19 protein-coding genes are annotated in these 17,845 nt (G+C 71.3%); 12 read left to right on the forward strand and 7 right to left on the reverse strand.

The genetic code is table 11. The annotated features are described in order from the left end of the window. Nucleotides 1-202: 202 nt before the first annotated feature. The 5 genes from F0415_RS07440 (at nucleotide 203) to F0415_RS07460 (ending at nucleotide 4,947) form a co-directional block, all read left to right on the forward strand. Nucleotides 203-1,318, forward strand: a complete 1,116-nt coding sequence (locus tag F0415_RS07440; protein WP_149860566.1) for a hypothetical protein — start codon at nucleotides 203-205, stop codon at nucleotides 1,316-1,318. After that, the gene (locus tag F0415_RS07445) at nucleotides 1,315-1,935 is read left to right on the forward strand and encodes a c-type cytochrome (protein ID WP_149860567.1); all 621 of its coding nucleotides are present in this window, start codon (nucleotides 1,315-1,317) and stop codon (nucleotides 1,933-1,935) included. Before F0415_RS07440 ends, F0415_RS07445 begins: the two co-directional genes overlap by 4 nt. 57 nt (nucleotides 1,936-1,992) lie before the next feature. After that, nucleotides 1,993-2,937 (forward strand): ABC transporter ATP-binding protein, encoded by a 945-nt coding sequence (locus F0415_RS07450; RefSeq protein ID WP_149860568.1) that lies wholly within the window; start codon nucleotides 1,993-1,995, stop codon nucleotides 2,935-2,937. Further along, the gene (locus F0415_RS07455; protein WP_149860569.1) at nucleotides 2,934-3,695 is read left to right on the forward strand and encodes an ABC transporter permease; all 762 of its coding nucleotides are present in this window, start codon (nucleotides 2,934-2,936) and stop codon (nucleotides 3,693-3,695) included. The genes F0415_RS07450 and F0415_RS07455 overlap by 4 nt, the downstream gene beginning before the upstream one ends. A gap of 196 nt (nucleotides 3,696-3,891) precedes the next feature. Beyond that, nucleotides 3,892-4,947 (forward strand): GGDEF domain-containing protein, encoded by a 1,056-nt coding sequence (locus F0415_RS07460; RefSeq protein WP_149860570.1) that lies wholly within the window; start codon nucleotides 3,892-3,894, stop codon nucleotides 4,945-4,947. 8 nt (nucleotides 4,948-4,955) lie between these two features. Here the strand turns inward: F0415_RS07460 and F0415_RS07465 are convergent, their stop codons facing one another. The 6 genes from F0415_RS07465 to F0415_RS07490 form a co-directional block, all read right to left on the reverse strand. Continuing rightward, nucleotides 4,956-5,231 carry a DUF3325 domain-containing protein gene (locus tag F0415_RS07465; RefSeq protein WP_188310323.1) on the reverse strand — a complete coding sequence of 92 codons (276 nt, stop codon included), beginning with the start codon at nucleotides 5,229-5,231 and terminating at the stop codon, nucleotides 4,956-4,958. Continuing rightward, on the reverse strand, nucleotides 5,228-6,763 hold the full coding sequence (locus F0415_RS07470; protein WP_149860571.1) for a PepSY-associated TM helix domain-containing protein: 1,536 nt from the start codon (nucleotides 6,761-6,763) through the stop codon (nucleotides 5,228-5,230). The genes F0415_RS07465 and F0415_RS07470 overlap by 4 nt, the downstream gene beginning before the upstream one ends. Then, complete coding sequence (locus F0415_RS07475) at nucleotides 6,760-7,023, reverse strand: DUF3649 domain-containing protein (RefSeq protein ID WP_210244166.1); 264 nt, start codon at nucleotides 7,021-7,023, stop codon at nucleotides 6,760-6,762. Before F0415_RS07475 ends, F0415_RS07470 begins: the two co-directional genes overlap by 4 nt. A 53-nt stretch (nucleotides 7,024-7,076) precedes the next feature. Beyond that, complete coding sequence (locus F0415_RS07480) at nucleotides 7,077-9,254, reverse strand: TonB-dependent siderophore receptor (RefSeq protein ID WP_188310324.1); 2,178 nt, start codon at nucleotides 9,252-9,254, stop codon at nucleotides 7,077-7,079. A 167-nt stretch (nucleotides 9,255-9,421) separates the two neighbouring features. Then, the gene (locus F0415_RS07485) at nucleotides 9,422-10,894 is read right to left on the reverse strand and encodes a protein adenylyltransferase SelO (RefSeq protein WP_188310325.1); all 1,473 of its coding nucleotides are present in this window, start codon (nucleotides 10,892-10,894) and stop codon (nucleotides 9,422-9,424) included. A 43-nt stretch (nucleotides 10,895-10,937) separates the two neighbouring features. Further along, on the reverse strand, nucleotides 10,938-12,101 hold the full coding sequence (locus F0415_RS07490; RefSeq protein WP_425457836.1) for a serine hydrolase domain-containing protein: 1,164 nt from the start codon (nucleotides 12,099-12,101) through the stop codon (nucleotides 10,938-10,940). Between the two features lie 199 nt (nucleotides 12,102-12,300). Between F0415_RS07490 and F0415_RS12595 the strand changes: the two genes are divergently transcribed. From F0415_RS12595 to F0415_RS07505, 3 genes are read left to right on the forward strand one after another with little or no spacing between them, the layout of a single operon-like run. Continuing rightward, nucleotides 12,301-12,822 (forward strand): RNA polymerase sigma factor, encoded by a 522-nt coding sequence (locus F0415_RS12595; protein WP_188310326.1) that lies wholly within the window; start codon nucleotides 12,301-12,303, stop codon nucleotides 12,820-12,822. Further along, nucleotides 12,819-13,586 carry a hypothetical protein gene (locus tag F0415_RS07500; RefSeq protein WP_149860577.1) on the forward strand — a complete coding sequence of 256 codons (768 nt, stop codon included), beginning with the start codon at nucleotides 12,819-12,821 and terminating at the stop codon, nucleotides 13,584-13,586. The genes F0415_RS12595 and F0415_RS07500 overlap by 4 nt, the downstream gene beginning before the upstream one ends. Then, nucleotides 13,583-14,179 carry an acyl carrier protein phosphodiesterase gene (locus F0415_RS07505; protein ID WP_149860578.1) on the forward strand — a complete coding sequence of 199 codons (597 nt, stop codon included), beginning with the start codon at nucleotides 13,583-13,585 and terminating at the stop codon, nucleotides 14,177-14,179. Before F0415_RS07500 ends, F0415_RS07505 begins: the two co-directional genes overlap by 4 nt. 224 nt (nucleotides 14,180-14,403) lie before the next feature. On the opposite strand, the gene F0415_RS07510 is transcribed toward F0415_RS07505, so the two are convergent. Further along, a complete protein-coding gene (locus tag F0415_RS07510) occupies nucleotides 14,404-14,949 on the reverse strand; it encodes a carboxymuconolactone decarboxylase family protein (protein WP_149860579.1) in 546 nt (181 codons plus the stop codon). A 93-nt stretch (nucleotides 14,950-15,042) separates the two neighbouring features. Between F0415_RS07510 and F0415_RS07515 the strand changes: the two genes are divergently transcribed. The 4 genes from F0415_RS07515 (at nucleotide 15,043) to bla (ending at nucleotide 17,826) form a co-directional block, all read left to right on the forward strand. After that, nucleotides 15,043-15,879 (forward strand): AraC family transcriptional regulator, encoded by an 837-nt coding sequence (locus F0415_RS07515; RefSeq protein ID WP_149860580.1) that lies wholly within the window; start codon nucleotides 15,043-15,045, stop codon nucleotides 15,877-15,879. A 122-nt stretch (nucleotides 15,880-16,001) separates the two neighbouring features. Then, nucleotides 16,002-16,199, forward strand: a complete 198-nt coding sequence (locus F0415_RS07520) for a hypothetical protein (RefSeq protein ID WP_149860581.1) — start codon at nucleotides 16,002-16,004, stop codon at nucleotides 16,197-16,199. A gap of 31 nt (nucleotides 16,200-16,230) precedes the next feature. Further along, nucleotides 16,231-16,839 (forward strand): hypothetical protein, encoded by a 609-nt coding sequence (locus F0415_RS07525; RefSeq protein ID WP_149860582.1) that lies wholly within the window; start codon nucleotides 16,231-16,233, stop codon nucleotides 16,837-16,839. Nucleotides 16,840-16,929: 90 nt separating this feature from the next. Beyond that, a complete protein-coding gene (gene bla / locus F0415_RS07530) occupies nucleotides 16,930-17,826 on the forward strand; it encodes a class A beta-lactamase (protein ID WP_149860583.1) in 897 nt (298 codons plus the stop codon). Nucleotides 17,827-17,845: the final 19 nt, after the last annotated feature.

The raw sequence follows: 17,845 nt of genomic DNA on the forward strand, positions 1-17,845 counted from the left end.
CGGGTGGAATGCGCCAGCACGGGCGGAATCCGACGGCAACTGAACCGGTGGCAACGAAACGCTGTTTTTCGGCAGCCCTTGGTCCGCTGCCGGCATCCCGTCGCGTACTTGAGGCAGTGCGCCGCAAACGCGCACCGGCCAGCCGCCGCCACGGGCAGACTCGCTGCCCCCAGCCCCGAAGCAAGTGCAAGACCCGCCGCCGATGTCCCGCCACCGATTCCGCCTCATCGCCCGCCGACCGGCGCCGCGCCGGGCCATCGCCGCCGTGCTGGCCGCCCTGGCCGTCGTCGCGTCGGCGCCCTCGGCGATCTCCGCGGCCTCCGCGCCCGCCGGCGCCGCAGCGATCCCGCCGCTGCCGCCGCGGCTCGGACTGACCGGCCTGTTCGAGGACGGCAACCCCGCGCGGGTGGATCCCGGGCATCTCGCCTTCTCGCCGCAATATCCGCTGTGGACCGACGGCGCGCGCAAGCAGCGATGGATCTCGCTGCCGACCGGCACTGCGGTGGACGCCCGCGATCCGAATGCCTGGCAGTTCCCGCCCGGCACGCGCCTGTGGAAGACCTTCGCCTACGACCGGCCGGTGGAAACCCGCATGATCGAACGCCTGGCCGATGGCAGTTGGCGCTACGCCACCTATATCTGGCGCGAGGACGGCAGTGATGCCGACCTGGCGCCGGCTCGGGCGACGGTGCTGACCATCGCGGCGGCGCCGGAAGGTCGCTATGTCGTGCCCTCGCGCGACGACTGCACCGCTTGCCACGAGGGCGGCGCCACGCCGGTGCTGGGCTTCAGCGCCTTGCAGCTTTCGCCGGACCGCGATCCGCACGCGCCGCACGCCAGCGCCGGCCAGCTTGGCCTGGACGACCTGGTGCGCATGGGCCGCATCACCGGACTGCCCGACGCCATGCTGCGCAAGCCGCCGCGCATCCCGGCCGCCTCGCCGGAGGAGCGCGCCGCACTCGGCTACCTGCACGGCAACTGCGGCCACTGCCACAACCGCAGCGGCCGCGGCGTCCCGGTGGCACTGAACCTGGCCGCGCTGTGGCGCGACGACGGCATCGACGCCGACAGCATCCGCGCGTCCATGTTCGGCCGCGAAGCCCGCTATGCCGGCATCGGCCAGCCGCGCCGCCTGGTCGTGCCGGGCGAGCCCGTTTCCAGCCTTCTGCCCGTGCGCATGCGCAGCCGCGACCCGCTGCTGCAGATGCCGCCGCTGGGCACCCAATCCGTGGACGATCGCGGCCTGGCCCTGGTCGAACACTGGATCGCGACGATGCCTTCGTCGCAGCGAACCAGCCCCAAGGAAACATCCCCATGAACAAAACCCCACACCTGAGCCTGGCCATCGCCATGGCGCTACTGACCGCGGTTCCGCTGGCACTCTCGGCTTCCGACGCCGCCAAGCCCGCCTCCGATCCGGCCGGTGCTGCCGCAAGCGGTGTCGAAGCGGACCGTGCCGCCAAGATCGAACGCGGTCGCTACCTCGTGAACACCTCGGCCTGCCACGATTGCCACACCCCCTTCGTGATGGGCCCGAACGGACCGGAGCCCGACATGAGCCGCGCGCTTTCCGGGCACCCGGAGTCGCTGCCGATGCCGCCGCCGCCGACCTTGCCCGAAGGCCCCTGGATCGTCCTGATGGGCGCCACCAACACTGCCTGGGCCGGCCCCTGGGGCGTCAGCTACACCGCCAACCTGACCCCGGACGAGGACACCGGCCTGGGCCTGTGGAGCTTCGAGAACTTCCGCGACACCATCCGCAGCGGCCGCCATCTCGGTCGCGGCCGGCAGGTGCTGCCGCCGATGCCCTGGCCGGTTTACCGCAACATGACCGACCAGGACCTGGAAGCGATCTATCTGTACCTGCAATCCATTCCGCCGATCCGCAACAAGGTGCCCGAACCGGTGCCGCCGCCGGCGCCACCGGCCGAGTGATGCCCGGCGGGGCGGCCGGCGGTAAGCTGGCCGCCCCGCACGTTCGAGCGAAGGACCATGGATCCGATCCTTTCGATCCGGGGCGTGGGCAAGACCTACGCCTCGGGCCTCACCGCGCTGCACTCGGTGGACCTGGAGATCCGGCGCGGCGAGATCTTCGCCCTGCTCGGCCCCAACGGCGCCGGCAAGACCACCCTGATCAGCATTGTCTGCGGCATCGTCAACCCGAGCAGCGGCACGGTGATCGCCGACGGTCACGACATCCGCCGGCAATGGCGCCAGGCCCGGGCCAGGATCGGTCTGGTGCCGCAGGAGCTGCATACCGACGCCTTCGAGACCGTGACGGCGACCCTGCGGCTGAGCCGCGGCCTGTTCGGCAAACCGCGCGACGACGCGCACATCGAGCGGGTGTTGCGCGCGCTCAGTCTCTGGGACAAGCGTGACAGCAAGATCATGGCGCTCTCCGGCGGCATGAAACGCCGGGTGCTGATCGCCAAGGCGCTGGTGCACGAGCCGAGCATCCTGTTCCTGGACGAACCCACCGCCGGCGTAGACGTCGAGCTGCGCCAGGACATGTGGCGGCTGGTGCGGGAGCTGCGCGAACAGGGCACCACCATCATCCTGACCACGCACTACATCGAGGAGGCCGAGGAAATGGCCGACCGGGTCGGGGTCATCAACCACGGCCGCCTGGTGCTGGTTGAGGAGAAGACGGCGCTGATGCGCAAGCTCGGCCGCAAGCAGCTGAGCCTGCACCTGCAATCGCCGCTGCCGGCGATCCCGCCCGAGCTGGCCGGCCTGCCGCTGGAGCTGTCCGCCGACGGTTCCACCCTCGTCTACACCTTCGACGCCCAGGGCGAACGCACCGGCATCGCCGGCCTGCTGCGCCAGCTGTCGGCGCACGGCATCGATTTCAAGGACCTCAACACCACCGAAAGCTCGCTGGAGGAAATCTTCGTCAGCCTGGTGCGGCGGCGCGAGCCGCAGGAGGACGCGGCATGAACTGGTACGGCATCAAGGCCATCTATCGCTTCGAGATGGCCCGCACCTTCCGCACGCTGGGCGAGAGCATCGTTTCGCCGGTGCTGACCACCTCGCTGTACTTCATCGTGTTCGGCGCGGCGATCGGTTCGCGCGTGGGTGACATCGGCGGCGTCAGCTACGGCGCCTTCATCGTCCCCGGCCTGGTCATGCTGTCCATCCTCAGCGAAAGCATCTCCAACGCCGCCTTCGGCATCTACATGCCCAAATGGGCCGGCACCATCTTCGAACTGCTGTCGGCGCCGGTGGGCTGGGTCGAAGCGGTGCTCGGCTACGTCGGCGCCGCCGCCACCAAGTCGCTGATCCTGGGCGCGCTGATCCTGCTGACCGCGCGTTTGTTCGTGGATTACGAGGTGCAGCACCCGGCGGCGATGCTGCTGTTCCTGGTGCTGACCGCGGTCAGCTTCAGCCTGTTCGGCTTCATCATCGGCCTGTGGGCCACCGACTTCCAGAAGCTGCAGATCGTTCCGCTGATGGTGGTGACGCCGCTGACCTTCCTGGGCGGCGCCTTCTACTCGATCGGGATGCTGCCGCCGTTCTGGCAGAAGGTCGCGCTGTTCAACCCGGTGGTGTACCTGATCAGCGGGTTCCGCTGGAGCTTCTTCGGCCAGTCCGATGTCAACGTGACGATCAGCTTCGCCGCCATCGTCGTCTTCCTGGCGCTGTGCCTGGCCCTGGTCCGCTGGGTGTTCAAGACCGGCTGGCGGCTGAAGGCCTGAGCGTCCGCCCGGGCCGGATCCGGGCGGAAACGGTGACCGGGCGCACGGATCGGCGCCGATGTCGCGGCGCAACGACGGCGGCATTGCGAAAGCTTGAAGGACATCGCGGTTCCCGGTCCCGGCCGGGCGCACAGTGGACCCGCCGGAGGACCGCCGGCATGGCGCCGGCGGGCGCGGCTTCCCGAGGAGTCCCGCCATGTCCACATCGTCCACGCTTTACTCCCGCCTGCGCGGCGACCTGCGCCTGAGCATGATCACGCTGTTCGGCGCGCTCACCTTCGTCGGCATCGCCCCTTTCGTGGCCATCCGTGCCAGCCGGGCCGAGTGGCTGGCCGCCGGCCTGGACGCCGGGATGATGCTGATCATCGCCGGCAGCGTGGCTTACGTCTGGCGGACCGGGCGGACGGAGCTGGTCGGCTCGATCAACGCCGTCGTGGTGTCGCTGGTCTGCGCGGTCCTGACCGGCCTGCTCGGCGAAGCCGGCCACTTCTGGACCTACACCGCGCTGGCGGCCAACTTCATGCTGGCCCCGCGCTGGCTGGCCGCGGCCTGCTGCGCGGTGCTGCTTTCCGCCCAACTCTGGCTCGGCAGCTTCTCCGACCTGGTGGCCGCCGCGGCCTTCCTGACCAGCGCCCTGCTGGTGACCCTGTTCGCGGCGGTCTTCGTCGGCCTGAGCGAGCGCCAGCACCGGCAGCTGCTGGCCATGGCCACCCTCGACCCGCTGACCGGCGCGCCCAATCGTCGCGCACTGGAAGTCGAACTGCCCGAGGCGGTGCAGCACCACCGGCAGCGGGCCGAACCCATGGCGCTGGCCGTGCTGGACCTGGATCACTTCAAGCGCATCAACGACCGGCATGGCCACGAGATCGGCGACCGGGTGCTGGTCGACCTGGTCGCCCGCATCCAGGGCGTGCTGCGCAAGCGCGACCGGCTGTTCCGGCTGGGCGGAGAGGAATTCGTGCTGCTGCTGCCGGCCACGAGCGCCGGCGGCGCACGCGCGGCGCTCGAGAAAGTCCGCCGGGCGGTGGAAGCGCAACCGATGGGGCCGGACCTGCGGGCCACCGTGTCGGTCGGCGTGGCCATGCTGGCGGCCGAGGACGATTGGCCCAGCCTGCTGGCACGCGCCGACGAGGCCATGTACGAAGCCAAGCGCCGCGGCCGGAACCAGGTGCGGATGTATCCCCCGTCCCTGCTTGCCGGAGACCGGCGCGGGGGCAATACCGATCCGCAGCCCCTGCCGGCCACTGGTTGAGCCCGGGCTCAGCGGCGTCCGCGGTCGCGCCAGGCCAGGACCAGGACCCAGGCCATCGCCGCCAGCATCAGGCTGGCGGCCCAGTACACGCTGCCGAAGGAAGCCCCCTCGGCGGCGATGGCCAGGATCAGGCCCAGCGGCAGGCCCAGCCAGCCGAGAAACCGGACCGACCTGGCCAGGCCGGGCGGCAGCGCGCGCCCGAACATCTGCCGGGCATGGCGCGGCAGACCCAGGCCAAGCAGCACCCAGGCCGCCAGGCAGACCAGGAATACCAGGGCGATCACGCCGCCGCCTCCCGCAGGCGCTCGGCAGCGGGCGCCGCGGTCGCACGGCGATACGCCCGCCGGGCCATGGCCGCGAAGGCTAGGGCAAAAGCCCAGGCCACCAGGTCCACCGCCGCCAGGGCGCCGTCGCCGCGCGCCAGCGTGGCCGGCAAGGCGCTGTCCGGCGTGACCAGCAGGTTCGCCACCGGCAGGGCCGCCAGCAACACGGCAGTGATCGCGAACAGGTCGCGCCAGCCGCGGCCGGCACGGTCGCGCCAGGCCCCCCAGGCAGCCGCCAAGCCCCAGGCCCAGACGAAGCTCGCGACTTCGGCGCCGGCACGATCGGCCAGGTCCATCGGCAGCAGGCGATTGGCCAGCAACAGGGCCGCCGCCGCCAGCGGCATGCCGGCCACGACGCCGACGTTGAGCCCGCGCACCAGGCCATATCCGGAAAGCGCGCCGGCCGCGGCGACCTGGCGGGCGCGCTTGCGCACCCAGACCTGCAGGCCGGTGGCGATCATCACGCAGCCGGACAGGCCGAGCAGGAAATACAGCGCACGCACCAGGCTGCCGCCGAACTGCGCCATGTGCAGGCCGCCCATGAAGGTGTAGGTGCCGTAGCCGGATCCCGGCGGTGCCGTGTGGTGCAGGAAGCGGCCGTCGGCGGCGTCGTAGAACACCTGCTCGAAATTCCAGGCCACTGCCCGGCTGTGGTCGCCGCCGAAGGCGATGGTGGCGCTGGCATCGTCGGGATGGTGCACGCTGACCCAGGCCACACGCTGCCCGAGCCGTCGCTGGGCATCGGCCAGCAGCGCGTCGGCCGAAGCCAGACGCGACAGCGGCCGACCCTCTTCCGGGCGTTCGTACAGGTCGCCGGCCTCCTCGTAGAACCTGAACACGTCGCCGTCGTAGGCCACCTGCACGCCCGCCAGCATGTAGTTGGCCACGAAAATGGCGACGCCGGTGTAGGCCATCACCAGGTGGAAGGGCAGGCCCAGCACTCCGGTCAGGTTGTGCCCGTCCAGCCAGGCGCGCTGGCCGCCGGCGCGCGGCCGGAACACGAAGAAGTCGGCGAACAGGCGCCGATGAGTGATCACGCCCGCTACCAGCGCCACCAGCATCATCATGCCGGCGAAGCCGACCACGTACATGCCGAAGGTGCCCGCGTGCAGGTCGTAGTGCAGGGTGAAGAAGAACTCGCCGCCGGCGGTGTCCGGCACCGGCTCGCCGGTGACCGGGTGCAGGGTCTGCCTGAGGTGACTGCCGTCGTCGAAATAGACGTAGGCCTCGGTGGCGCGGTCGCGGGCGTTGCCGGCCAGCACATACCAGGCGTGCGCGTCCGGATGATGAGCCTGCGCCCAGGCCAGGGCCGGATCGAAACGCGGCTGCTCCGGCAGCCTGGCCTCGTGCAGCCAGGGCCGCATCCAGTCGTCCAGCTCGCTGTCGAAGCAGGCCAGCGTACCGCCGACGAAGATCACGAACAGCAGCCAGCCGACCAGCAGGCCGGACCAGGTGTGCAGCCAGGCCATGGACCTGACCAGGGATTCCTTCATGGCCTCGCTCCCCATTGCGGAAACAGCAGGACCGGCAGCAGCAGCGCCAGGCCCAGCCCCAGCGGCCAGGCCCAGGCGCGCCAGGCCGAGCGCGCGGCGAAGGCATACACCGCGGCCACGCACCACAGCGCGAAACTGGGCAGGCTGGCGAACACCACCCGGTCCACCTTGGCCAGCGGCAGGGCCGCGGTCAGGAAGGCGGTGCAGCCCCAGGCCAGGAAATAGCCGGCCAGCACCGCCGCCCCGGTGCGTGAGGCCACGGCCAGCCGCCAGCGACTGCCGGAAGCACGGTGTGGGCCGGTCGCGCGCGCCATCAGAACCGGTAGGCCAGGCTGAGGGTCGCGTTGCGCGGCGCGCCGTAGAAGCCCTGCTCCCAGTACAGGCTGGGGATGTACTTCTCGTCGGTCAGGTTGTCCAGCACCAGGCTGGCGCTCCAGGCCTCGGCGAACTCGTAGCGGGCCATCAGGCTCCACAGCGCGTAGGCGTCCTGCTCGATGCGCAATGGCGTGGCATTGCCCAGGGCGTCGTAGGCCACCGCCTCGCGGTGGATGCCGTCCTGCCAGCGCACGCGCATGCCCAGGCTCAGACCCTCCACCTGCGGCACCTGCACGGCGGCGGAAGCATGCAGCAGCTTGCGCGGCACCCAGGTGCGGGCTTCCGCGCCGTCCGGCGTTTCCAGGCTGAGCTGGGTATAGCCGGCGGACAGCTGCCAGTGCTCGCCGATGCGGCCGGCCAGGTCGAACTCGAAACCGCGCGACTCGGCATCGGTGCCCACGTAGTAGGAGCGGCCGCTGGCCGTGTCGAAGCCGGCGTACTCGGCCAGGTTCCGCTGGCGGGCGCGGAACAGGGCGAAGCCGGCGTTCAGGTGGCCTTCGAACCACTCGCCTTTCAGGCCCAGCTCGGCGTTGTCGCCGGTGATCGGCCCCAGCAGCTCGTCATCGATGTCGGTCTCGGCCTGCTGGTTGAAGATTTCGCCGTAACTGGCATAGGCGGACAGCACCCGGTTGAGATCGACCACGGCGCCGGCGAAGGCGGTGGTACGGGTCTCGTCCACGGTGTTCGGGGTGCCGTAGCTCACGCCGGCGGTCTCGACCCGGCTGCGGTTGGCGCCGGTGATCAGCTTGACGCGGTCGGCCAGGTTCCAGCGCACGCTGGCGTAGGCGCTGTCACGTTCGTAATCGAAGTCGGCGCCGTCGGAATAGGCGTCGAACACCGGCCTGGGGTAACTGCCGTCGAAGGCCTGGCCCGGAGCCAGCGGCGTGCCGACGTCGTTGCCGTACCAGGAGATTTCGCGGTTGTCGCCACGGGCCGAACTCAGGCCCAGCACCAGCTCGTGCTCGCGCCCGCCCAGGCTGATCGGCCCGGTGGCGTAGAGATCGAACTCGGTGGCCTCGAACTCGCCCTCGTAGTCCGAGGGATAGGCGAACAGGCCCAGGCCGGTGTCCGGATCGGGCGTGCCGTACACGTAGAAAAGCTGGGTGTCCTGCTCGGTGCGGTGCCAGTTGAGCGCGGCGCGCAGGTTCCAGCCGCTACCGAACTCGTGCTCCAGGTCAACGAAGGCGCGCAGATCGTCGCTGTACCAGTAGGACCAGTCGGCAGCGGTGCTGGTGGAGCGGTCGTAATCGGTGCGGCTGCCGTCGCTGTAGAACAGCGGCAACGCACCCCAGAGCACGCCGGTGGGGCGGTTGCGCTGCCAGGAGGCGCCGGCGGCCAGGGTAGTGGCCTGGCCCAGGTCGGTTTCCAGCACGCCGTACAGCAGCTGCTTTTCCTGCTCGTAGCGGTCGAGGTAGCTGTCGCCTTCTTCCCAGGCCAGCACGGCGCGGCCGCGCAGCGCGCCCTCCCCGCCCAGCGGGCCGCCGACGTCGGCATCCAGGCGCCGGCGGTTCCAGCTGCCCAGGCCCAGACGCAGGCTGCCGTCGAACTCCCGTCCCGGCCGCTTGCGGACGAAGTTCACCGTGGCCGAAGGATTGCCGGTCGAGGACAGCAGGCCGTTGGCACCGCGCAGCACTTCGATGCGCTCGTACAGTGCCGTGTCCATGTCGCCGTCCTGGATGCCGTAGGGCAGCGGAATGCCCAGGCCATCGCGCTGGAAGTTGACGATGTCGAAGCCGCGCGCCGAGTAGTAGCTGCGGTCGGTCTCGACCTGCTCGACGTTGACGCCGGTGACCGCGCCCAGCACCTCGTTGACGCTGTCCAGGCCGAAATCGTCCATCTGGGCGCGGCTGACCACGCTGATGGACTGCGGCGTCTCGCGCGGGCTCAGTTCCAGACGGGTGGCGGTGGCGGTGGGGCCAGCCACATAGCCTTCGGGCCGCTCGCCGGTGACCTGGACCGCGTCCAGGCGGGTGGCGCCGGCGGCGTCCAGGCCGAGATCGGCGACGGCATTCGTCGCGGCGTCCAGGCCGGCGTCGTCGGCGCGGACCGGATTCAGGGGAAGCGCGGCCAGCAGGGCCGCCGGCAGCAGGGCCAGGCGAAACTTGGGGGCAGACATGTAGATTCCTTGGTCAGGACGTGGGGTTTCATCGCAGGGAATCCCGGGCGTGGCGTCTGCTGGGCGGCGCATTATAATTGCGAACCGTTCGCATTTGCAAAGCCGGGCTGTCCCCGACAGCACCGCTTTCCCTGGCCGGGCCGGCGCAGGCCGGCCGAGCCGCCCGCTCAGGTGCCGCAGAAGGTCTGCAGCACGCGCTCGCCGACGGTGGGCGGGCGCATCCAGGGCCGCTGCGCCTCGCCGTCGTCGAAGGGCCGGCGCACGGCGGCCAGCAGGGCCTCGAAGACGTCCGGCTCGCCGCGGTAGGCGGCGGTGATCGCGGCCTCGACCTGATGGTTGCGCGGGATCACCGCCGGATTGGTGGCCCGCATGCCGGCGGCGACGTCCTCCGGCGCGCGCGCTTCCCGCGCCAGGCGCTCGCGCCAGCGTCGCAGCCAGGCGTCCATGGCCGGCGTCTTCGGCAGCGCCGGCAGGTCCTCGAACCACGGACGCCCGTCCGGCAGGTGGCTGAGCGCGCGAAAGGCCAGGGTGTAGTCGGCCTCCACTTCCTGCAGGGCGTCCAGGAAGGCGTGGGCCAATTCCTCGTCACCGTCTTCCGCGGTGGCGAGGCCGAGCTTGCGGCGCCCGCCCGCCCGCCAGGCCTCGCCATACCAGCCCACGAAGTCCTCCATCACCTGCCGCGCCTGCGCCAGCGCCTTCTCCTCATCGGCATCGAGCAGGGGCAGCAGGCTTTCGGCCAGGCGTGCCAGGTTCCACTGGGCGATGCCGGGCTGGGCGCCGTAGGCATAACGGCCACCACGGTCGATCGAGCTGAACACCTTGCCCGGGTGGTACTCGTCGAGGAAGGCGCAGGGGCCGTAGTCGATGGTCTCGCCGGAGACGGCCATGTTGTCGGTGTTCATCACGCCGTGGACGAAACCGACGTGCATCCAGGCGGCGACCAGCTCCGCCTGCCGGCGCGCCACCGCGCGCAGCAGTTCGAGATAGGGCGCGTCGCCATCGGCCAGTTCCGGGTAGTGGCGCCGGATGGTCCAGTCCGCCAGCTGGCGCACCGAGGCGAGGTCGCCGCGGGCGGCGTAGTACTGGAAGCTGCCGACACGCACATGGCTGGCCGCCACCCGAGTCAGCACGGCGCCCGGCAAGGGCTGTTCGCGCAGCACCTGCTGGCCGCTCAGCACCACCGCCAGGGCGCGCGTGCTGGGAATGCCCAGCGCATGCATGCCTTCGCCGACCAGGTATTCGCGCAGCACCGGGCCCAGGGCGGCGCGGCCGTCGCCGGTGCGCGAAAACGGAGTACGGCCGGCGCCCTTGAGCTGGATCTCGAAACGCGCCCCGTCCGGCGCCAGCACGTCGCCCAGCAGCAGAGCGCGACCGTCGCCGAGCTGCGGCACGAACACCCCGAACTGGTGGCCGGCATAGGCGGTGGCCACCGGCTCCGCGCCCGGCGGCGGAACGTTGCCGCCGAACCAGAGCGATGCCAGCGCCGACGGCCGGGCCGGCCAGCCCAGGCGTTCGGCCAGGTCCGCATTCCAGGCCAGCAGGCGCGGCGCCGGCACCGGCGTCGGCGCGGTCGGCCGGGCGAAGTCCGGCGGCCAGGCGGCGCGATCGATCAGCAAGGCCGGGTTCACGGCGGACGGCATGCCTGCGTTCATGCCGCCAGCATAGTCCGGCGGGCCGGACCCATCAGTCGTGTCGCCAGAACGCCATGTCGCCGTACTCCCAACGCCAGGGCGTGCCTGTCTCGCCCAGCACCTGCCGTGCCAGACGCGGAAACGCCGGCTCGGCACGCACGTCGTTGGCCAACAGCACCACGCAGCGGCGCCCCCGCTCCAGGCATACCAGCATGTTGCCCGTGGAACCGTTGTGTCCCCCCTTCATGAAGCCGCGTCCCTGCGGCCCCTCGAACACGATCACGCCCAGGCCGGCCGCCAGGCCGGGAATGCGCTGTTCAGGCGGCAGCTCGGGCTGGAAGGAGGGGAACTGGCTGGCGGTGGTGATCGGCCACTGCGGCCGCACCAGCTCCGCCCGTCCGGCCGGCGACAGGCCCTCGCCGCGGACGTAGCCGGCGGCGAAACGGGCCATGTCGGCGATGGTGGTGTCCATCGAACCCGCGGCCCGCACCTTGCTGCGCTCGTCGTGCGGAACGGGCCGGCCGGCCTCGTCCCAGCCGTCGGCCAGGTTGGCGGCGAAATCCTCCCGCCACATCATCGCCGTCCTGCCCATTCCGAAACGGTCGAACACGCGCTCCTGCATCAGGCGCCCCACGTCCAGCCCCAGGCCGCGCTCCAGCACGAACTGAAGCAGGATCAGTCCCTCCCCCGAATAGGCGTAACGGCTGCCGGGATCGAAATGCATGCGCAGGCGGCCGTCGGGTTCGACGAAGGCGAAGTTGGCGAAGCCGGCGCGATGGCTGAGCAGGATGCGCGGCGTCAATCGCCGCCAGCGGGGATCCTCGGCCAGATGGCTCCAGGGCCCGTACCGCGGATCGTCCGGGTAGTCCGGCAGCGGCCGATCGAGGTAGTCGGCGATGGAACGGTCCAGGTCCAGCACGCCCTCCTCCGCCAGCTGCATGACCAGGTGGGCGAAGGCCGCCTTGGTCAGCGAGGCGCCGTACATGATGGTGTCGGTTTGCAGGGGCTCGCCGGCGGCGTTGCGCTCGCCCCAGGCCTGGACCCAGCTCACCCGACCGTCCTCGATCAGGGCCATGGCCAGGCCGCGGGCGCCGGTGGCGGCCATGGCCGCCCGCACCTCGGCATCGAGGGTCGGCGGCGGGGCGGCCTCAGCGGCGGGCGTGCCGCCGGCGCCGGCGGCGAAGGCCATCAGGGCTGGCAGGGCGGCCCGGACCAGCCGGCGGGAAATGGTGACGAACAGGGCGATCAGGATGCGCATGGCGGTCTCCGCGTGGTGTCTGCCCCCTTTGACGCGCCGGCGGCGGGAAACTTACGCGCGCCGGCGATGTAAGGTTTGCCCCGTTCGCGCGTCTTCCGGACACAAGCCGCCGGATTCGCCCCATGCCATGTCCCTCTCCCTCCCATTGGAAGCCCGCGTGAACAGTGCCCAGGACCTGCCGAACGCCGAGGACCTCGCCCGGGAATTCGGGCCGCTGGTGTACCGCACCGCCTATCGCCTGCTCGGCGATGCCGGCCTGGCCGAGGACGTGCAGCAGGAGATATTCCTGCGCGTGCTGGAGCGCCCGCCGTCCGGCGTCGAAGCCTGGCCGGCCTGGCTGGCGACCGCCGCTTCCCGCGCCGCCATAGACCTGCTGCGCAAGCGCAACCGCTGGTGGCAGCGGCTGGCGCAATGGCGATTGCAGGCGCCGACCGCCACCCCGTCGGCGGAACAGGCCACGCTCGACCGGGAGCGGGCCAACCGCCTGCGCCAGGCCCTGGCCGGGCTGCCGCGGCGCGAAGCCCAGTGTTTCGGCCTGCGCTATCTCGAAGGCATGGACATCGAGGCGATCGCCGAGGCGCTGGGGCTGACCGCCAATAACGTCAACGTCTGTCTCCACCGCGCCCGACGCCGGCTGGAAACCCGCCTGCAGGCGCATGAAGAAGGAGTGGAAGCATGAATCTCCATGAACACGAACTGCCGCCGCGCGTGGCCGATCACCTGGGCGCCGTCGCCGAACCGGCCGAGCGAGACGTCGCCGCCGCCCAGACCCGGCTGATGCGCCGCCTGACCGAGGCACGGGCGGCAAGCGCGCCCCGCCGCTGGTGGCCGGCCCTGGCCACGGCCGCGGCGGCCATGGTGCTCGCCCTGGGCCTGCCGCTGTTGTCCGGCGGCAACGATGCCTTCGCCGCCGCCCTCGAGCGCTTCCGCACCTTCCGCACCCTGGAGATGCGACTGCAGCACCACGTGGACGACCGGCTCCTGCAGCAGGCCGTGGTGCGGGTCAATGCCGAGGGCGTCACCCGCACCGACGTGGACGAGCGCATGAGCATCATCGTGGACCCGGTGCATGGCCGTCTGCTGACCCTCATGCACGAGAGCCGCACCGCCATGCGGATGACGCTGCCGGCCACCCGGCCGGCCACCGGCGGCGAGCTGGACTGGCTGGAAGAGCTGCGCCGCTTCAAGGGCCAGGCCGAAGCCTTGCCGCAGCGACGCGAGATCGACGGCCAGCGGGCGCTCGGCTGGTCGCTGAGCCTGCAGGGCCAGCGCGTGGAACTGTGGACCACGGCCGATGGCCTGCCCCTGGCCCTGAGCCTGCCCGGGACGCCCGGCCTGCGGATCGAATACCGCTTCCGTTTCGACCTGCCGATGGATCCGGCGCTGTTCAGCAGCGAAGCGCCGGCCGGATACCGGCTGGCCGGCCCGGATGCCGGCCGGTGAACTACCTCGCCCACCTCTACCTGGCCCGCCACGACGACGAGGCCATGCTGGCGGCGCTGCTGGGCGACTTCGTCGGCAGCAGCGCCCTAGAGGCCTGGCCCGCCACCTGGCAACGCGAAATCCGCCTGCACTGGCGGGTGGACAGCTACACCGACGCGCACCCGGCGGTGAAGGCCCTGCGCGAACTGTTCCCGGACGGCCGCCGCCGCTATGCCGGCATCGCCCTGGACGTGCATTTCGACCACCTGCTGGCGCGCGACTGGGCGCGTTTCCATCCCGAACCGCTGCAGACCTTCAGCGATCGCGTTTACGGGCTGCTGCGCAGCCACCACGCACGCCTGCCCGAGCGCCTGCGCCGGCTGGCGCCGCTGATGATCGCCGGCGACTGGCTGGGCAGCTATCGCCGGCGCGAGAGTGTGGACCAGGCGCTGCGCCGCATCGCCACCCGCCTCTCGCGTAACGGCGACAAGCTGGTGGCCTGCCTGCCCATCCTGCGCGCGCACGAGCCGGCGGTGCAGGCGGGTTTCGACACCTTCTTTCCCGAGCTGCGGCAGTTCGTCGAACGGCAGCGACGCGCGGCCGCGAGCGACTGACAGCGCGCGCCGGACCGCGCCGCCTGATCGCGCCGCCTGATCGCGCCGCCTGATCGCGCCGCCTGGCCGCGCCACTCGATCGCGCCTCGACCGTGCCAGCGGACCGCGCCGCCTGATCTCGCCGCCGAACGGCGCAGGCGAAGGCGCCGGCCACGGGGCGCGGCCGGTGCCTTCCGGGTCGCCACCCGCGCCCGCGCTGGGACGGGCAGCGATGGCCTGGCCGCTCAGGCCGCCTGGCGCAGCTTCACCTGCGGGAAGTCCACCGGCGTGTCCAGGGCGATGTTGATGTAGTTGGTGAACAGGTTCAGCGCCACGTGGGCGATGATCTCCACCACCTGGCCCTCGTCGAAACCGGCGGCGCGCAGTGCCTCGACGTCGGCGGCGTCCACGCCGCCGCGCTCTTCCACCAGCTTTAGCGCGAAGGCCAGGGCGGCGGCCGTGCGCGGGTCGGCGCTGCGGCCGGCCTGGGCCTCCGCCATTTCCTCGGCGCTGGCGCCGGCCTTGCGGCCCAGGGCGGTATGCGCGGCCAGGCAGTAGTGGCAGCGGTTGCGGTCGGCCACGGCGACGGCGATCTGCTCGCCCAGGCGGCTGCCGAGCGTGCCGCCGCCGAGCGCACCAAAAAAGGACCACATGGCCTTCAGCGCCGCCGGCGAATTGGCCACGGCGCGGAACATGTTCGGGGTGGCGCCGAAGGCAGTCTGGATCTCGGCCAGGGCCGGACGGCTGGCCTCGGGGGCAGTATCCACGGCGGGGAGGGAAACACGGCTCATGACTGGCTCCTTTGTCTGATCGCGCACCTGTTGCGCGGGGCCAGTCTGGGGCGCAGGATTGGCGTCAGGGTAACAATTCGTCCGGATTTCTTGATGAATCGTCCTGATCCGCCCCTGGACCGGCTGCAGGCCCTGCTGCAGCGCTTCACCGTCAGCGCCCGCATGTTCCACAGCGGGCCGCTGTGCGGCCTGCACGACTTCGGCGACAACGGCCTGGGCCAGCTGCATCTGCTCAAGCGCGGCCCGATCGAGGTGCGCCACGCCGGCGAACACCTGGTGGTGGAAGAGCCCAGCCTGCTGTTCTACCCGCGGCCGCTGCCGCACCGCTTCGTCAGCGACCCCGACACCGGTGCCGACCTGGCCTGTGCCAACCTCGCCTTCGGCCCCGGCCGCGACAATCCGCTGGCGCGCGCGCTGCCGCATTTCCTCCGCCTGCCGCTGGCCGAGCTGAGCAGCGCCCGGGCGGTGCTCGAGCTGCTGTTCGAGGAAGCCTTCACCCAGCGCTGCGGCAGGCAGGCGGTGGTGGACCGGCTGTTCGAAGTGGTGCTGGTCCTGCTGCTGCGGTATCTGCTCGACAGCGGCCGCCTGCAGGGCGGGCCGCTGGCCGGGCTGGGTCATCCGATGCTGGCCAAGGCCTTGGTGGCCATGCACGAACGCCCCGCCGGCCCCTGGACCCTGGACAGCCTGGCGCGCGTGGCCGGCATGTCGCGCAGCCGCTTCGCCGAGGTTTTCGCCCAGGTGGTGGGGCAGCCGCCGGCGCGTTACCTCACCGGCTTCCGCATCGCCCTGGCCCAGGACGCACTGCGCCGCGGCGAGCCGCTGGAACGCATCGCCGAACAGGTCGGCTACGGCAGCAGCGCCGCCCTCTCCCGCGCCTTCAGCGCCGAATGCGGCCTGTCGCCGCGGCAATGGCGCCGACAGGCTTCGTGACGGGACCGCGCGACGGCGCCGCGCGAAGGCGCCGCGGCCGCCGGTGTTAGCATCGTGGCGCCCGGTCGCGCCCCCCGTTCAGGCGGCCGGGGCCTCCCTGTTCACCCGCCCCGAGGTCCGCCATGAAGATCGCCATCGCCGCCGCCGCCCTGGTCCTCGCCCTTGCCGGCTGCCGGCACGTCCACGTCCACGACGGCCCGCACCACAAGGACGGCCCCAACTACGTCCTGGTCTGCCACAAGGGCAAGAAAACCCTGGAACTGCCGCGCGAGGCCGTGGATGCCCACCTGGCCCACGGCGACTGGGTGGGCCGCTGCTGAACCCCGCTGACCGCCACGATCCGGCAAGCCCATGAACGAGCCCCAGTCCGAATCCCCGCCGCCCGCCCCCGCCGACCAGCGCTTCCTCGGCGGCCGCGGCTTCGACCTGCTGGTGGGCCTGGGCGTGCTGCTGATCTCGGTGGTCTCGCTGTTCGTGGCGGTCAGCGCCAACAGCACCCAGGAACGCATGCTGGCCGCCAGCGTCTGGCCGACGCTGCAGTTCGGCACCAGCAATGTCTCGCTGGACGGCGAGCGGCAGATCGCCTTCGACCTGCTCAACCGCGGCATCGGTCCGGCCCGCATCCGCTGGGCCGAGCTGAGCTACGACGGCAAGCCGGTGCAGACCTTGGGCGAATACCTGCGCATCTGCTGTGACTACGAGGGCGAAAGCATCGGCGTCACCAGCGGCCTGCGCCAGCGGGTGCTGGGCAGCGACGAGTGGATCCAGGTGGTGCGCATCCCTTACCCCGAAGGCAACGAGGCCCTGTTCGAACGGCTCGACCGGGCCCGGCACCAGGTGCGGTTGCGCGCCTGCTATTGCTCGGTACTGGACGACTGCTGGCTGCTGGACAGCCAGCGCGACGAACCCGAGCCGGTGAAGGCCTGCCCGGCCGCGCCGCCGGTGCTCTGGGGCAGCTGAAGCGGCTGCCCGCGAAGCGCCACGTTTCCGCCCGCCCCCTGCCCCCGGCCAGCGCAAGGCTGGCCGCCCAGCCCCCAGCGAGAGCACGCCATGTCGCACCGTCCTGCCCGTCGCCGCCTCCTGACCTCCGCCCTGGCCATGGCCGCGCTGCCGCTGGCGGCGCGCCTGCCCGCCTTCGCCGCCTCGGCCGGCGTGACCGCTGACGAAGCCAGCCTGCGCCAGGCCTGGGCCGAGCTCGAAGCCCGCCACGGCGGCCGCCTCGGCGTGGCCGTGTGGGATACCGGCAGCGGCCTGCGCGCCAGCCACCGCGGCGATGAGCGCTTCATCATGTGCAGCACCTTCAAGCTGGTGCTGGTGGGCCAGGTGCTGGCGGCCGTGGACGCCGGCAAGGAATCGCCGGAGCGCCGCCTGCGCTGGAGCGCCGAGGACCTGGTGAGCTGGTCGCCGGTGACCGAAAAGCACGTGCAAGACGGCCTGACGGTGGGCGAACTCTGCGAGGCCACCCTCACCACCAGCGACAACACCGCCGCCAACCTGCTGCTGGCCGAACACGGCGGCCCCGCCGGCCTGACCGCCTGGCTGCGCGGCATCGGCGACGAGGTGACCCGCCTCGACCGCTTCGAGCCCGGCCTCAACGTATGGCACGAAGGCGAACCCTTCGACACCACCAGCCTCGAGGCCATGCTGGACACCATGCACAAGCTGCTGCTGGGCGACGTGCTCAGCCCGGCATCACGTCAGCGGCTGACTGACTGGCTGATCGCCAACCAGACCGGCGACAACCGCATCCGCGCCGGGTTGCCCGGGTGGAAGGTGGGGGACAAGACGGGGAGTGATGGGAAGCACACCAGCAATGATGTTGCGATTGCGTGGCCCCCTGGGGGTGGGGCGGCGGTGTTGGTGGCGGTGTACTACACGGAGTCGGAGGTGAATGCCGCGACCCGCGATTCGGTGATCGCCGAGGCCACGCGCGCATTCTCTGAGTAACGACAACATCCGATGACTG

Origin of the sequence: Arenimonas fontis (assembly GCF_008386465.1) — a bacterium.
Classification (GTDB): domain Bacteria; phylum Pseudomonadota; class Gammaproteobacteria; order Xanthomonadales; family Xanthomonadaceae; genus Arenimonas; species Arenimonas fontis.

Bases quoted from the DNA above. Each gene is read 5' to 3' on its own strand.
- F0415_RS07470 (WP_149860571.1), bottom strand. From the start codon at position 6,763: ATGAAGGAATCCCTGGTCAGGTCCATGGCCTGGCTGCACACCTGGTCC.
- F0415_RS07485 (WP_188310325.1), bottom strand. From the start codon at position 10,894: ATGCCGTCCGCCGTGAACCCGGCCTTGCTGATCGATCGCGCCGCCTGG.
- F0415_RS07510 (WP_149860579.1), bottom strand. From the start codon at position 14,949: ATGAGCCGTGTTTCCCTCCCCGCCGTGGATACTGCCCCCGAGGCCAGC.
- F0415_RS07520 (WP_149860581.1), top strand. From the start codon at position 16,002: ATGAAGATCGCCATCGCCGCCGCCGCCCTGGTCCTCGCCCTTGCCGGC.
- F0415_RS07445 (WP_149860567.1), top strand. From the start codon at position 1,315: ATGAACAAAACCCCACACCTGAGCCTGGCCATCGCCATGGCGCTACTG.
- F0415_RS07500 (WP_149860577.1), top strand. From the start codon at position 12,819: ATGAATCTCCATGAACACGAACTGCCGCCGCGCGTGGCCGATCACCTG.
- F0415_RS07480 (WP_188310324.1), bottom strand. From the start codon at position 9,254: ATGTCTGCCCCCAAGTTTCGCCTGGCCCTGCTGCCGGCGGCCCTGCTG.
- F0415_RS07515 (WP_149860580.1), top strand. From the start codon at position 15,043: ATGAATCGTCCTGATCCGCCCCTGGACCGGCTGCAGGCCCTGCTGCAG.
- F0415_RS07455 (WP_149860569.1), top strand. From the start codon at position 2,934: ATGAACTGGTACGGCATCAAGGCCATCTATCGCTTCGAGATGGCCCGC.
- F0415_RS07440 (WP_149860566.1), top strand. From the start codon at position 203: ATGTCCCGCCACCGATTCCGCCTCATCGCCCGCCGACCGGCGCCGCGC.
- bla (WP_149860583.1), top strand. From the start codon at position 16,930: ATGTCGCACCGTCCTGCCCGTCGCCGCCTCCTGACCTCCGCCCTGGCC.
- F0415_RS07525 (WP_149860582.1), top strand. From the start codon at position 16,231: ATGAACGAGCCCCAGTCCGAATCCCCGCCGCCCGCCCCCGCCGACCAG.
- F0415_RS07450 (WP_149860568.1), top strand. From the start codon at position 1,993: ATGGATCCGATCCTTTCGATCCGGGGCGTGGGCAAGACCTACGCCTCG.
- F0415_RS07460 (WP_149860570.1), top strand. From the start codon at position 3,892: ATGTCCACATCGTCCACGCTTTACTCCCGCCTGCGCGGCGACCTGCGC.